Origin of the sequence: Helicobacter sp. 'house sparrow 1', assembly GCF_900199585.1 — a bacterium.
Classification (GTDB): Bacteria; Campylobacterota; Campylobacteria; order Campylobacterales; family Helicobacteraceae; genus Helicobacter_H.
This window is the reverse complement of record NZ_FZQY01000012.1, coordinates 21,829-35,674: the sequence shown is the minus strand read 5'-3', so window position 1 is coordinate 35,674 and position 13,846 is coordinate 21,829. Positions and strand designations below refer to the sequence as shown.

General features: G+C 34.1%; 13 protein-coding genes. 11 read left to right on the top strand and 2 right to left on the bottom strand.

Going from position 1 to position 13,846, the window contains the following annotated elements; genetic code table 11:
* The coding region (locus tag C6H31_RS06655) for a beta strand repeat-containing protein (protein ID WP_158657715.1) at positions 1-1,953 on the bottom strand (1,953 nt) is incomplete at its 3' end.
* A gap of 299 nt (positions 1,954-2,252) precedes the next feature.
* Here C6H31_RS06655 and hemL point away from each other — a divergent pair.
* The 11 genes from hemL to C6H31_RS06600 all read left to right on the top strand — a co-directional run bounded on the left by hemL (position 2,253) and on the right by C6H31_RS06600 (position 13,212).
* Positions 2,253-3,536, top strand: coding sequence for a glutamate-1-semialdehyde 2,1-aminomutase (gene hemL / locus C6H31_RS06650; RefSeq protein WP_104698040.1), 1,284 nt, complete (start codon positions 2,253-2,255; stop codon positions 3,534-3,536).
* Positions 3,533-3,823: an AtpZ/AtpI family protein gene (locus tag C6H31_RS06645; RefSeq protein WP_104698039.1), complete on the top strand. Its 291-nt coding sequence runs from the start codon at positions 3,533-3,535 to the stop codon at positions 3,821-3,823. The genes hemL and C6H31_RS06645 overlap by 4 nt, the downstream gene beginning before the upstream one ends.
* Positions 3,816-4,247: a hypothetical protein gene (locus tag C6H31_RS06640; RefSeq protein ID WP_104698038.1), complete on the top strand. Its 432-nt coding sequence runs from the start codon at positions 3,816-3,818 to the stop codon at positions 4,245-4,247. The genes C6H31_RS06645 and C6H31_RS06640 overlap by 8 nt, the downstream gene beginning before the upstream one ends.
* A 76-nt stretch (positions 4,248-4,323) precedes the next feature.
* The gene (locus tag C6H31_RS06635) at positions 4,324-5,823 is read left to right on the top strand and encodes a 4Fe-4S binding protein (RefSeq protein WP_104698037.1); all 1,500 of its coding nucleotides are present in this window, start codon (positions 4,324-4,326) and stop codon (positions 5,821-5,823) included.
* A gap of 2 nt (positions 5,824-5,825) precedes the next feature.
* Positions 5,826-6,440 carry a molecular chaperone TorD family protein gene (locus tag C6H31_RS06630; RefSeq protein WP_104698036.1) on the top strand — a complete coding sequence of 205 codons (615 nt, stop codon included), beginning with the start codon at positions 5,826-5,828 and terminating at the stop codon, positions 6,438-6,440.
* Positions 6,441-6,493: 53 nt separating this feature from the next.
* The gene (locus tag C6H31_RS06625) at positions 6,494-6,697 is read left to right on the top strand and encodes a twin-arginine translocation signal domain-containing protein (protein WP_104698035.1); all 204 of its coding nucleotides are present in this window, start codon (positions 6,494-6,496) and stop codon (positions 6,695-6,697) included.
* Positions 6,698-6,723: 26 nt separating this feature from the next.
* Positions 6,724-9,543, top strand: a complete 2,820-nt coding sequence (locus C6H31_RS06620; protein ID WP_104698034.1) for a molybdopterin-dependent oxidoreductase — start codon at positions 6,724-6,726, stop codon at positions 9,541-9,543.
* Positions 9,544-9,553: 10 nt separating this feature from the next.
* Entirely contained in the window at positions 9,554-10,207 is a 654-nt protein-coding gene (gene fdh3B / locus C6H31_RS06615; protein WP_104698033.1) for a formate dehydrogenase FDH3 subunit beta, read from the top strand.
* A gap of 10 nt (positions 10,208-10,217) precedes the next feature.
* Positions 10,218-11,195, top strand: coding sequence for a formate dehydrogenase subunit gamma (locus C6H31_RS06610; protein ID WP_233709979.1), 978 nt, complete (start codon positions 10,218-10,220; stop codon positions 11,193-11,195).
* Entirely contained in the window at positions 11,182-11,976 is a 795-nt protein-coding gene (gene fdhD / locus C6H31_RS06605; RefSeq protein WP_104698031.1) for a formate dehydrogenase accessory sulfurtransferase FdhD, read from the top strand. Before C6H31_RS06610 ends, fdhD begins: the two co-directional genes overlap by 14 nt.
* 18 nt (positions 11,977-11,994) lie before the next feature.
* A complete protein-coding gene (locus C6H31_RS06600; RefSeq protein WP_104698030.1) occupies positions 11,995-13,212 on the top strand; it encodes a GNAT family N-acetyltransferase in 1,218 nt (405 codons plus the stop codon).
* 26 nt (positions 13,213-13,238) lie between these two features.
* Here the strand turns inward: C6H31_RS06600 and C6H31_RS06595 are convergent, their stop codons facing one another.
* Positions 13,239-13,802 (bottom strand): YceI family protein, encoded by a 564-nt coding sequence (locus tag C6H31_RS06595; protein ID WP_104698029.1) that lies wholly within the window; start codon positions 13,800-13,802, stop codon positions 13,239-13,241.
* Positions 13,803-13,846 lie beyond the last annotated feature (44 nt).

The following is a 13,846-nucleotide window of genomic DNA, read 5'->3' as shown; positions in this document are numbered from 1 at the left end:
ATAGGTTACTCCTAAAACTGCAGAGTTATCATTTGATGTATCTGTATCTGTTGGATGACCAAAAGCATCATTGATGCTATTATTGCTATTTGCAAAGATAAAAGTAGTGCTTCCTGTTTTATTCTCTCTATAAGAAACATTAGCACCAATATTGACTTGACCCTGCACAACAACATTTACATTACCACTCTTGTTTTCAACATTAAACATAGGAGTTACACTAGAAGTGTTAAAAACAGAACCTGAGGCTCTTAAAACAGCATTTGTAGTTCCACTATTATTAGTTAGGGTTCCTGAAGATATATTAACATCCTCTAATAGGCTAGATAAATTAGTTTTAATATCACTATTTTGTATTCCACCAATCACTTCAGCTAAGTTTAATGGAAGCCAGATGCTATTTTCAAGAACTATGTTATTAGTTGAACCATTATTTGTCTCAATGTTACCTGCTAGGAAAGAAAGATCATCAAGGATTGAAGCATTTGATTGGCCCATCCCTTGGTCTTTAGATGCTTCTTTGCCTACAATTTTAATATTATTAGTCCCATTTCCACCATAACCAGATGAAGTTGCAGTGACATTACCTATAAATTTATTGGCCCCAGTTCCATTAAAAACAATAGTATTAGTAGAGCCATATGCAGAGATATTACCCTTGATTGTATTAGTTGTTCCATTTTCAAATGTAATAATATTGTTTCCACTACGACGACGATTATTTGTTTCTGCAACAATATCACCTGTAATAGTGTTAGTAGAACCACCATTTGTAGTTGCGCTATTGCCACCAAATGTAAGAGTATTAGTTCCACCTGATGAAAAAATCTTTCCTGTAATAGTATTAGTTGTTCCATTAAAGGTGATAGTATTGGCTCCATCTCCACCATAAGTAGCTGCACCCGTAGAAATATTACCCTCGATGGTATTGGTTGTTCCATTAAAGGTGATAGTATTAGTAGCACCACTACCATATGCATTAACATTGCCTTTGATAGTGCTAGTTCCTTTTTCAAATGTAATGGTATTGCTTCCACTATAATAGCGGGCATCTTTATCTGCAATAATATCACCTGTGATTGTGTTGGTAGGAGTTTCACTATTTACAGCACCTACGCTATTGCCACCAAATGTAATAGTATTAGATCCACCTGATGAAAGAATCTTTCCTGTAATGGTATTAGTTGTCCCCTTAAAAACAACTATATTTTTACCTAAGTGCTTCCATGCACTAGCATAAGCTTGTATAGCCCCTTGGATTTCTCCATCTTTATTAAATGTAAAGGTGGCAGTTCCAGAATTATTGGAAATATCTCCTTTAAAGATACCTGAACTTTGTGCTGTCGCTGGTACTTCTTCACTTGTCGTTTCTTCTCCAAAAGTAAATGTAACCTTAGCTCCTCCATAACCCCTATTATTTTCTATTGTAAAATTCCCCTCAAAGTTTTTAGAAAACTTACCGGTTACTTCATTATTACCATTTCCGCCTATTATTTTCAAATTACCCTTAAAATCATTTGTTGCTTCAAGGTTAAAAGTCCTTTTTGCATTAATACCCTCACCTGCACCATCTCCAGACCTATTTTCAAAATTAATAGTCATTGTAGAACCAGGAAAATTAAAAACATTTCCAGTAAAATTAGTATCTTTTAAAGTAACATTCTCTTGTTTTTTACTAAATGTAACTGTTTTTGAATCTTCACTAATTTGTGTGTTTTCCCCTGTACCAAATTTAAAATTAATGTCTTTTGTAATATCAGTGCAATTACCACTTTCCACACAATTTGGATTACTAATATTAGTATCTCCATACAAAGTACTCCCAAGCAACAAAGCCAAGGAACTAGCAACAACTGGTTTAAAGAAAGAATTTTGAAAAAACTTAGAAGAAGAGGAAACTATATAAGCAGTTTGCTCCTCTCTTCCTCTAAATATATAATTTTTAGTATTCATAAATTGACTCCTTATTTTTATCACGCATTTTCAAAGTTTTTGAGAATATATAAGGGGGATTCTTCACTTCTAAACATCATAAAGCAAATATTAGAAAATGGGATAAGCCCCCTCCCCCCTAGAAAAAATTTTAAAAATGCAGTGAAAACATTGTAGCTTATTTTTATAATTTTTTTCATGATAATTTTTCAAAAAAACTTTTGTTTAAACTTGAAAGCAAGTCTTTATTATGGTTTCCTTGGGATTAATTCATCAATGATGTATAATTCAACTCAATTAATAAAATAATGGAGTTTTTAATGGATTTGCGCTTTAGTATCAATGATTTTAATGAAGCAAAACAAGTGATTGTAGGAGGTGTAAATTCTCCTGTAAGAGCATTTGGTAGTGTAGGTGGAACGCCTATATTTATTCATAAAGCAAAAGGTTTTGAGCTTATTGATGTAGATAATAATCATTATATTGATTTTGTTCAAAGTTGGGGACCTTTAATTTTTGGACATTGCGATCAAGACACCCAAAATATTGTGATGGAAGCAATACAAGATGGCTTGAGTTTTGGCGCTCCAACAGAAAAAGAAACCACTTTAGCAAAAATGATTATTTCATTTTATGATGGGATTGATAAGATTCGATTAGTAAGCTCTGGAACAGAAGCGGTTATGAGTGCCATACGTCTTGCTAGAGCCTTTAGTAAAAAGGATGATATTTTAAAGTTTGATGGTTGCTATCACGGACATAGCGATAGCTTATTAGTAAGTGCTGGGAGCGGATGTGCCACATTTGGAAATCCAAGTTCCTTAGGGGTGCCAAAAGATTTAAGCAAACATACTTTTGTTGCAAGATACAATGATATAGATTCTGTAGAAGCTTGCTTTAAAAATGGAAATATTGGTTGTGTTATTATTGAGCCTATTGCTGGAAATATGGGATTAGTTCCTGCTGATTTAGAGTTTTTAAAAAACTTAAGAGAAATTTGCAATCAATACAATGCGGTTTTGATTTTTGATGAAGTAATGAGCGGATTTAGAGCTGCAAAGAATGGGATTCAAGCTTATAGCGATGTATTGCCTGATCTCTTTACTTTTGGAAAGGTAATTGGTGGGGGTATGCCATTAGCAGCTTTTGGAGGAAAAGAAGAAATCATGAGCTTACTTTCGCCTTGTGGAGGAGTCTATCAAGCAGGAACACTTAGTGGAAATCCTATAGCAGTTTCTGCCGGACTTGCAACATTATGCAAAATTGAACACAATCCACATATTTATGATGAAATGGAAAAACTAGGATTAAAACTTACACAAGGATTATTGAAACTTGCCAATACCTATGATATTGCACTACAAACTTGCGTAAGAGGAAGTATGTTTGGCTTCTTTTTTAATGAGAAAGAAATAAAAAATTTTGATGATGCAAAATCAAGCAATCTCTCTTTATTTGCAAAATTTCATCAAGAAATGCTACACAGAGGTGTGTATTTTGCTTGCTCTCAATTTGAAACAGGATTTATTTGTACACCGATGAATGAAAATATCATTGATAAAGTTTTAGATTGTGCAGATGAAGTCTTTAGGGTTATTAAATGAAAAAGGATGAGAAAAAAATAAAAAAAGTTGTTACAGGAATTTATGACTTAAGTCTTGGTATTTCAATTGTTGTTGCTGTTTTAATTGGTATTGGCATTGGGGTTTTATTAAAGAACCTTACTGGTATTTATTGGCTCCTTTGGTTAGGCGTATTTTGGGGTGTTAGTGCAGGATTTTTAAATATTTACAAAGCTTATAAAAGATCTCAAAGGGATTTAAAAGAACTTTCTGAAGACATAAAATATACCTACCATCAAGATAAAAAACAGGAAAAAAAAGATGTGTAAAATACAATGTCTGCTTATTATCCTATTGGTTAATTTACTTGGAGCATTAGGACTATTTGCATATTCACAAAATTACCTTGAGATTTATAACTTTGAAATAGGTTATATAAGTTTTTTACTTGTTGCAATTGCAAACTTTCTTGCCATAAAAAAATATGTTCAACACAAAGCAAATTTAATAAATCAGACTGACAAAAACCAAAAGAAGAAAAATAAGCCCTCAAAAATTATTTCAGGCATAGAACTATCCTTTTCTTGGCTTAGAATCTTGGCTTATACGCTCTTGATAATTGGTTTATTTAGTTTGATGCACTTAAAGGCTTTTATATTTTGGGCATATCTACTGGGTATTAGCTTGAGTGTTTTTATTACTATTCTTCTACAATATGTCAATTTAAAGAAATCAAAAAACTCAGATTATTAGGTTAATTTGGTATAATTTAGTGACCTTTTTACCTTGAGTGAAAGCTCTTGGTATAAGAGGAGTTAAGGACGAGACAATGTTACCTATTTTAGCACAGAAATTTGATGCTTCTAAGCAAGATATCTTGAGAAAAAGTCTAGAAATATCTGAAGATTATTCTGATTTTTTTCATTTCTATAGCATAGAGGTTAAACCTAGGGTTTTAATATTAGGAGATGGATTAGAAACAGAAGATTTTGCTTTGTTTCTTCGCTCTTATAAACCAATTAAATACGAAGTTAAAGTCTTATCTCCCAAAGAAATTCAAGAAGTTGGTGGATATCTGGGGAATTTTGAAATATCTACAACTTCTCAAGAAAAGCTTTATTACTCTCAAATAGTTCTTTTTTATGAAGATGAAAATCTCAAACGCTTTATGGGATGCGAGAGTGTTGAAGATTACGAAAGTCCTGAAGATTTAATCAAGGTATTAGATTCTAAAATAGGAGAGTATTCCTATCATAATGTTATTCACTATAACCCAGATAAATGTCAGTATCATCACAGAAGACCCAATAAACAAAATCAAGGATATTGCCACTCGTGTGTGGATGTTTGCCCTACTTTTGGGGTAAGTAAAAATGATACATTGATGGAACTTCACTTTTCAGCACTTGATTGCATCAGCTGTGGAGCCTGTGTAATGGTGTGTCCAAGTGGAGCCATCCAAAGGGATGGATATAGCAAGGAAGCAATTTTTAAAATTGCAAAACTTTATAAGGACATAGTGCCCCTTGTGGTGGCCTCTAAAGAAGTAGAAAATATAAAAAATCTAGATTTCCACAAAAGCCTACCTTTAGTAATCATACAACCTCATCTTCTCAATGAAGTTTATTTACTAAGCATCATTCAAGAGAGTGGTTCTCAAATAGTTCTTTTTGATCGGGAAAAAAATGAAAGATTGCAAAAAAGCGTAGAGCTTATTAATGAAATTTTTGAGAGAATCTATCAGAAAAGGGCTATTTTTCTAGTTCAAGATGAGCAATTTTTACAAGAGGCTATTTCTCAAGCAGATATACAAGAGGAGTTTTTTTATACCTATCATCAAGACCAAAAAGAAGAATTACGACATATTTTTTCTGAAAGATTGCGCTTTATGGTTAAAGATAGAGATTTTGGAGAGATACAAACCACAGGTAATACATATGGAGAAGTTTATATTGATAAAGAAAAATGCACTTTGTGCATGGGCTGTATTGGTGCTTGCAATGTCCAAAGCTTAAGCACAGGAGACTTTTCACTTTTACATAATCCCAGCCTCTGTACTACTTGCAACTATTGTGTAGATTCTTGTCCTGAGAATGCCATTAGCACAAATTTTGGTGTTTTAAGACTTCAAGAAAATTGGTTTAGCAACAATGTAATGGCAAAAGACACAGGCTTTAGGTGTGTAGAATGTGGAAAGGTTTTTGCTACTACAAAATCCATAGAAAAAATCAAAAATATGATGTTACCTCTTTTTGGTGATGATAAGAAAAAAATAAGATCACTTGAGTGCTGTGAAACCTGTAAGGTTAAGGTGATGTTTGGAGCTTAGGTATGATAGAACAAAAAAGTTTAGGTACTAGAATCATTGGTGCTAGAGTTGTGTATTATGATTTTTTTGCAAATCTTTTTTTGTATGAGTTATTGCAAAAAAATCAAGAAAATCTCAAGCAACAAGTTGGTATTTTAAAGCAATATCCCTTAGGTGAAAAATCACAAATAGCATTTGATTTTTTAGAGAAAAAATTACAAGAAAACACAGACATTATACTTCAGGAATATACAAAAAGCTTTATTTTGTCCTTTGATAAAAAACATCACACAATCCCACTTTATCTTTCCCATTACAAAGATGGTTGTATGGGTGGAGAAAGTCTGGTTTATGTGAGAGAATTGTTAAAAGATGGTGGTTTTTATCTTGATAAAAACTTTACAAAAGAAAATGAAGATCAACTTGGAATCTTATGTCTTTTTGCAAAATATCTACTACAACAAAATAACGAAAAAAAAGCAGGGGTAGTTTATGAGACCTGTATCCTACCTATTAGATATGGAATTTCAAAATCTTTGATGCAAAAAATTGAAAGTGATTTTTATCTTAGAGCATTTGATATTTTTGAAGAATTTTGCATTTTGGAAGAAAGTCTAGTAACCCCATATAAGGTCTAAATTTCTAGATCTTATATGGGGCTATTTCCCCAAATTCAAAAGAGGAGGCTGTAATGAGTGAAAAAAATTCTCGAAGAGAGTTTTTGAAAACTACTACAAAGACTTCTGTTGCTGTTGCAATAGGTGGGCTTGCACTTGCTGGTTGTAAAAATGAAAAAAAACAAGATGGAGTATTACAAGGAAGATCTACAAAGGATGAAATACTCTATAGTGGTGATACACAGTATTGGAAAACCTACTACTCTGTAGCTAAGTAAGATAAAAAGGAAGAAAGGAAGAAAGAATGAATGAGTATGATATCAAAGCACAATCTCGTCGTGCGTTTATGAAGATGTCTGCTCTTGCTGGTGCTGCTGGTATTAGTAGCGTATTGGCAAATGATAATAGCCAAGAAGTTTTAAAACAGGCAGGTAAGCAGGAGCTTAAGGAAGCATATCCTGGTTCAAAAAAAATCAAGACAATTTGCACCCATTGTTCTGTAGGATGTGGAATTATTGCTGAAGTTAAAGATGGGGTTTGGGTACGCCAAGAGGTAGCTCAAGATCATCCTATTTCTCAAGGGGGTCACTGCTGCAAGGGTGCTGATATGATTGATAGAGCAAGAAGTGAGACAAGACTTCGCTATCCATTTGAAAAAGTCAATGGCGAGTGGAAGAGAATTTCTTGGGATCAAGCAATGGATAAGATTGGGACACAACTTAAAGATATTAGAGAAAAATATGGTCCTGATAGTGTTATGTTTATTGGTTCTGCAAAGGTTAGCAATGAACAAAGTTATTACATTAGAAAGTTTGCAGCATTCTTTGGAACAAATAATATAGATCATCAAGCTAGGATTTGACACTCACCTACAGTCGCTGGTGTGGCGAATACATTTGGTTATGGTGGGATGACAAATCACCTTGGAGACATGCAGTTCTCAAAGTTTATCTTAATTATTGGGGCAAATCCTGCAGTAAATCACCCTGTTGGCATGGTGCATATTTTGCGTGCAAAAGAAGCAGGTGCAAAAATCGTGTGTGTAGATCCACACTTTAGTAAGACTGCAGCAAAGGCAAATGAGTTTGTGCGCATTAGAAGTGGGACAGATGTCGCGCTTATTTATGGAATGATTAATTGCATTGCTGAAAAGAAGCTTTATGATGAAAAATATTTAAAAGAGCGCGTTTATGGGTATGAAGAGGTATTAAAAGAGGCAAAAAAATATCCTTTAGATGTGACTTCTGATATTACTGGCATACCTGCTGAAACAATTGAAAAACTTGCAACAGAGATGGCAAAGGCTAAGCCAGCTTCCTTAATTTGGAATCAGGGTTTAACACAACATACAGTAGGAACTAGTAACACTCGTATTATGCCTATCTTACAGCTTATGCTTGGAAATATTGGTAAAAGAGGTGGAGGAGTAAATATCCTAAGAGGACACGATAATGTTCAAGGGGCTTCTGATATGGGAAATCTCTCTGATACATTACCAGGATATTATGGTCTAGGCGAAGGTCCTTGGAAGCACTTCTGTAAGCATTGGTATGTAGATTATGAGTGGATGAAAGGGCGCTTTAAATCTAAAGAGATGATGGAAAAAACTGGTTATGCATTATCTACTTGGAGATTTGGGGTTTTAGATGAAGAAAATTTTGCCAATAATGCAAGCACCCCTCTTAAAGCTTTAGTTGTTATTGGAAATGGTATTTCAACAACTTCACTTCTTGATAAAACAAAAGAAGCTCTTGATAAGCTTGAATTAGTAGTATTTATTGATCCTTATGTGAATGATGCTGCAGTCATCACAGACAGAGAAAATAATCTTTTCTTGTTACCTGCTGCTTCACAAATGGAAACTAGTGGCTCAGTAGCTGCTACAAATCGTGCATATCAATGGCGTTATCAAGTGATGAAACCAATGTTTGAATGTAGAGAAGATCATGAAATTTTATTTGATCTTGCAGAAAAATTAGGATTTAAAGATAAGTTTCAAAAATCGCTCTATGAAATTGCAAAGAAAGAAGGTAGAGATAATTTTATTTGGCCTGATGATGCAACCACAGAAATGGCACAAAGTATCCGAAGTATAGCATTGCAAGGTATGAGTGCTAAACGCTTAAAAGAACATTGTGACAACTGGCACATGTTTGATAAAGTTACCTTAAATGGTTATGGCCCTATGAAGAATCAATACTATGGACTACCTTGGCCTTGCTGGAGCGAAAAACATCCTGGAACGCCTGTAATGTATAATGATGAGATTCCTGTAATGCAAGGTGGTATGGGCTTTAGAGTAAATTGGGGATTAAAAGCTCCTGATGGGACTGATTTATTAAGCCCAAGAAAGTTACCTAATGCAAAAATTGGAGGACATCCTGCAATCACTGCAGAAAATATTGAAAGCGTCCTAGGTATCAAACTTACAGCAAAAGAAAAAGAAGCAGTTAAAGGGACAACCTTTGCAACAGGCACAAATAATATTTTGGTTGAAAAGGCTCTTGAAGCAGGTGTTTGCCCTTATGGAAATGGTAAGGCAAGAATGATTGTATGGAACTGGTATGACAAAATTCCTCTACATAGAGAGCCTCTACATTCCATAAGACAAGATCTAGTAAGTAAGTATCCTACATTCCCAGATAAAAAGGATCTTTTCCGTGCTAATGTTCGCTTTAAATCTGAGCAGGATAAAAATTGGAAAAAAGACTATCCACTCAATATGTTAACAGGTAGATTAGTGGCACATATGGGAACTGGAACAGAAACAAGAAGTGCAAAATATCTTGCAGAGATCTATCACACAATGTTTGTAGAAATCCATCCAAATACCGCATTTAATCTTGGTATTACAGATAATGATGATGTGTGGGTCTATGGTGTTGGTGGAACAAGGATTTTAGTTAAAGCAAAGCTCTCTTATCGCGTAGATGAAAATAGTGTCTTCCTACCCCAAAACTTCTCAGGAGTTTATAGTGGAAAGAGCCTATTAGATCGCTATCCAGAAGGAACTAAACCTTATGCAATTGGTGAGGCAGCATCTTTAGTTGTAGGCTATGGCTATGACTACAATACAGCTTGTCCAGAAACAAAGAGCGGTTTATGTCGCATTGAGAAAGCCTAAGGAGTGAAATATGAGTAATGAAAAACAAAATCAAGTTCCTTTAACTACTGGAGGATCTAATCAGCCCATTCACTCTAGAATTAAATTCTATTGTGATGATGAGAGATGTATTGATTGTCATGGATGTGATGTAGCTTGTAAAGAAGCGCATCACTTACCTGTTGGAGTAAGCAGAAGAAGAGTTATAACCTTAAATGAAGGAATTGTTGGAAAAGAGAAATCCATCTCAATTGCCTGTATGCATTGCTCTGATGCACCTTGTGCTAAAGTATGTCCTGTAGATTGCTTTTATATCCGTGCAGATGGAATTGTGCTACACAATAAAAAAACTTGTATTGGCTGTGGGTATTGTCTTTATGCTTGCCCATTTGGTGCACCTCAATTCCCAACAAGCGATGTCTTTGCATTCCGTGGTTCTATGGATAAATGTACTTTCTGTGCAGGTGGTCCTGAAGAAACTTGCAGTCCAGAAGAATTTGAACTTTATGGACAAAATAGAATTGCTGAAGGTAAGGTGCCTGCTTGTGCTGCAATGTGTTCTACAAAAGCACTTCTAGCAGGTGGATCAGATGAAGTAAGTGCCATTATTCGTCAAAGAGCTACAAATAAAGGAGTAAGCACTGTAGAAACTCCATATACTTGGAGCAAGGCTTATAATGACTAAAGGAGTTTTTATGAAACTGTTAAAATCTCTTTTATTAGTTTTTGTGCTGATTAATATTGGCTTTTCTCAAGAAAAAAAAGTAGATTTTTCTTACAATGAAAAGATCTATGGCACACCACAAATTGAAGCTATTAAAGGTTGGGGGTTACACTCCCCAACTTCTGGAGTAGTAGGTGGAAGTGTACTTCAAATGCAAGGTGTTGGAATTGCTTTAGATGATAATGATAAAAAGATATCTGGCATTAGAGGTTGGAGAGGTCTTGGAGAAGGTTTTACAATCTTACAAAATAAGTTTTTTGCACCCATTTTCTTTGCCATTTTAATCCTGGTGCCTTTTGCATTCTTTTGTCATAATCGACTAGTTGGGGTTAAAAGGTTTGACCACCACGGTAAAAAATTTAGGGTTTTTTCAAATTACAACATTATCGTGCATTGGGGAGCTGCCATTCCTTTTGTTACCATCTGTATTACTGGTTTGATGATGGTTTTTGGTGATAAACTTGGTGGTGGTATGCCAATTAGAATCGCAAAAAATTTGCATTTCTTTGCAACTTGGATTTTTATTGTATTTGGTGTTTTAATGTTTTTAATGTGGTTTAAACCTGCATTATTTAAGCTTTATGACATTGGATGGCTTAAGATTATGGGAGGTTATCTCTCTACTAATAAGCAAGAAGTCCCTGCAGGAAAGTTTAATGCTGGGCAAAAAATGTGGTTTTGGCTTGCAACATTAGGTGGCTTTACTATGGCTTTCACAGGTTTGGTAATGCATTATTTTTGGGCAGATATTAATACCTTACGCTTTGTTGCAATTATCCATAATGTTTTAGGTTTTGGTATCTTAGCAATGCTTATTACTCACATTTATATGGCTGTGTTCGCAATTGAAGGTGCTATAGAATCTATTTTAAATGGTCATATGGTAGAAGAGGAATTGGCATTAATGCATAGCTATTATTACAAGGAACTTATAAGTGAGCAAAAGTAATTTTATCGCTTCTATTCCTTATATAAAAATGAGTAAGCATAATAAAAAACAAGAGGCTACAGATTGTGTCATTAAGGAAGAGCGTATTGCTCTTTATCTTAATGGCACAAAAATTCTCTCAACAATGAGTATTCCACAAGATCAAGACGCGCATGCAATTGGCTTTTTGCTAAGCGAGGGTGTGATTGAGAATATTGACGATGTTTTAGATGTAAGCATTGAAGATTCTGGCTTGAGCGTAAAAATATCAGCAAAGATTCAAGAAGAAAATATGATAAATCTTTATAAGGAAAAAACACTTACTTCTGGTTGTTGCGTGGGAGTAACAGGTAACTTTGAGGGTAAAATTATTGAAAAATTCATATCTTCACAGGTGCGTGTTCATATTGATGTGATTTGGCATATCCTAGAAATTTTTTACAAAGACAATAAATTATTTGATAAAACAGGTTGTGTCCATAAAGCACTTTTGATAGATAAAACTGGAGAAAATATTGCTGAGGCTTTTGATGTAGGTAGGCATAATGCAATTGATAAAGTAGTTGGCAAAGCAAGAATGCAAAAAAAGAATCTAAGTGAGGCCATCTTGTTTGTCAGTGGAAGGTTATCTTTAGAGATGGTTATCAAATCTGCGATGCACGATATTCCAATTGTAGTTTCAAAGGCTGCTACAACACAATTAGCCATTCAATCTGCACAAAAGCTAGGAATTACTCTTATAGGGTTTGCAAGAGAAAATAGGTGTAATATTTATACCCACTCCTCAAGAGTATTAGATTAATTTTATTATCATAACACTATGCAAAGAGAAGAAATTATCAAAAAATTAAATCTACGTTTATTAACTCTAAAAGATCTAGATGAATTTAATAAGCTCTTACGCTACGCCTTTCAAGTAACTAATGATGATTTATTAAAGACTGGATGGAGTAGTGAGGAAATCAAACAAGCCAAAACCCCTATTTTGAAAAAAGCTCAAGTTCTAGGATATTTTGAAAAAAATAGTTTGGCCTCGCAAATTGCCCTATACCCCATGCAGATGAATATCTATGGTCAAATATATAAAATGTGTGGAATTACGGGCGTAGCTACCTATCCTGAGTATTCTGGGTTGGGATTAATGAAAAATTTAATGAAAGAAGCGTTGATAAAGATGCGCCAAAACAAACAAAGTATTTCTTGTCTTTATCCCTATTCTATTCCCTATTATCGTTCTCGCGGCTGGGAGATCATTTCTGATAAGATGACTTTTAAACTAAAAGATAATCAATTACCAAAGACAATTCCTACACTTGGAAGGGTTAAGAGAGTAAAGGCAGGAGATAAAGATTTAATTTCTTTACACAATACCTTTGCAAAACAAACCCATGGTTGTCTTATTAGAGATCAGCTTGCATGGGATGAATATTGGCGCTGGGATGTTGAAGATGAAATGATTGCAATCTATTACAATCAACTTGAAGAACCAAGAGGATATGTAGTTTACCTCCTTGAAAATGATGTCTTTTTCATTAAAGAAATGATTTTTTTAGACACAGAAGCCAATATGGGATTATGGAATTATATAAAAGCTCATGAATCAATGTTTGATGAATTAAGAGGCTCTAATTATAGCAATGAAACATTAAGTTTTTTACTTGAAGATGGCAATATCAAAGAAACAATTACCCCTTATATTATGGCAAGAATTGTAGATGTAGATTTGTTTTTTAGACAATATCCATTTGATAGTATAACTGGAAAGGCGAGTATTACTTTTGAGATCAGCGACCCCCTACTTGAATGGAATAACAAAACCTTTAATCTTAAAATCCAAAAAGATCAAATAGTTTTTGATAAAAAGAAAAGTAAAAATATTATAAAACTCGATATCCAAACTCTTACAACAATGTTTTTAGGCTATAAAAGACCTTTATACCTGAAAAATATAGGAAGATTAAAAGCAGATAAGAAGAGTATTGATTTATTAGAGGAAATATTACCAGAAGGCAAGGCTTATTTTAGTGATTATTTTTAAAGCACCCCAAAGCGGGGTAAAAAAACCTACTTAATAGGTGCAGAAAAACTGATCTCTACTTGTGTCCAAGTAAGTCCATCATGAAAATCATGGCATTGTGTTGCAAGAGCTTTAAATGCTTCCATTGCACCAAATTCCATAATATCAAACACCCCTCTGGCTACAAACATATTATCCTTGATTTCATATTGCATAGGAACTTTGACATTCTTTCCATTCATACGCACCATTGCGAGTAAAGTACCCTTATCATCTCCCTCCATTACATTTTTAAAAGTCACTTTAATAGGCTCTTGCTTGTTGAATTTCATAAAAAAATAATTTTTAACATTAGAATTTTTCAATTCATCACCAAGATCTACACTTGCTCCATCAATCATTGCAGTTGCTCCCTCCAAGATCTGAGTGATACTGTCTGATTTTTTGCCAAATTTATACTTGATTTCACTAAAAGTACCCTTAACAGGTGCTTTTTCTTTCATTTTAAAAGCAACCCATTCTACTTTTGCCTGATCCACATCAAGGGACATTGCAAAAATAGTTCCCGAGAACAATGCCAAAGCCATAAAACTAAAAAATAACTTCTTCATTTTTTTCCTTTATTGTTGTAGTACATAAAGATTATATCAGAGTA

What these genes read in the sequence shown, in the direction of transcription:
- C6H31_RS06610 (WP_233709979.1), top strand. Translation starts at nt 10,218, where the DNA reads ATGAAACTGTTAAAATCTCTTTTATTAGTTTTTGTGCTGATTAATATT.
- C6H31_RS06640 (WP_104698038.1), top strand. Translation starts at nt 3,816, where the DNA reads ATGTGTAAAATACAATGTCTGCTTATTATCCTATTGGTTAATTTACTT.
- C6H31_RS06600 (WP_104698030.1), top strand. Translation starts at nt 11,995, where the DNA reads ATGCAAAGAGAAGAAATTATCAAAAAATTAAATCTACGTTTATTAACT.
- C6H31_RS06635 (WP_104698037.1), top strand. Translation starts at nt 4,324, where the DNA reads ATGTTACCTATTTTAGCACAGAAATTTGATGCTTCTAAGCAAGATATC.
- fdh3B (WP_104698033.1), top strand. Translation starts at nt 9,554, where the DNA reads ATGAGTAATGAAAAACAAAATCAAGTTCCTTTAACTACTGGAGGATCT.
- hemL (WP_104698040.1), top strand. Translation starts at nt 2,253, where the DNA reads ATGGATTTGCGCTTTAGTATCAATGATTTTAATGAAGCAAAACAAGTG.
- C6H31_RS06625 (WP_104698035.1), top strand. Translation starts at nt 6,494, where the DNA reads ATGAGTGAAAAAAATTCTCGAAGAGAGTTTTTGAAAACTACTACAAAG.
- C6H31_RS06595 (WP_104698029.1), bottom strand. Translation starts at nt 13,802, where the DNA reads ATGAAGAAGTTATTTTTTAGTTTTATGGCTTTGGCATTGTTCTCGGGA.
- C6H31_RS06645 (WP_104698039.1), top strand. Translation starts at nt 3,533, where the DNA reads ATGAAAAAGGATGAGAAAAAAATAAAAAAAGTTGTTACAGGAATTTAT.
- C6H31_RS06630 (WP_104698036.1), top strand. Translation starts at nt 5,826, where the DNA reads ATGATAGAACAAAAAAGTTTAGGTACTAGAATCATTGGTGCTAGAGTT.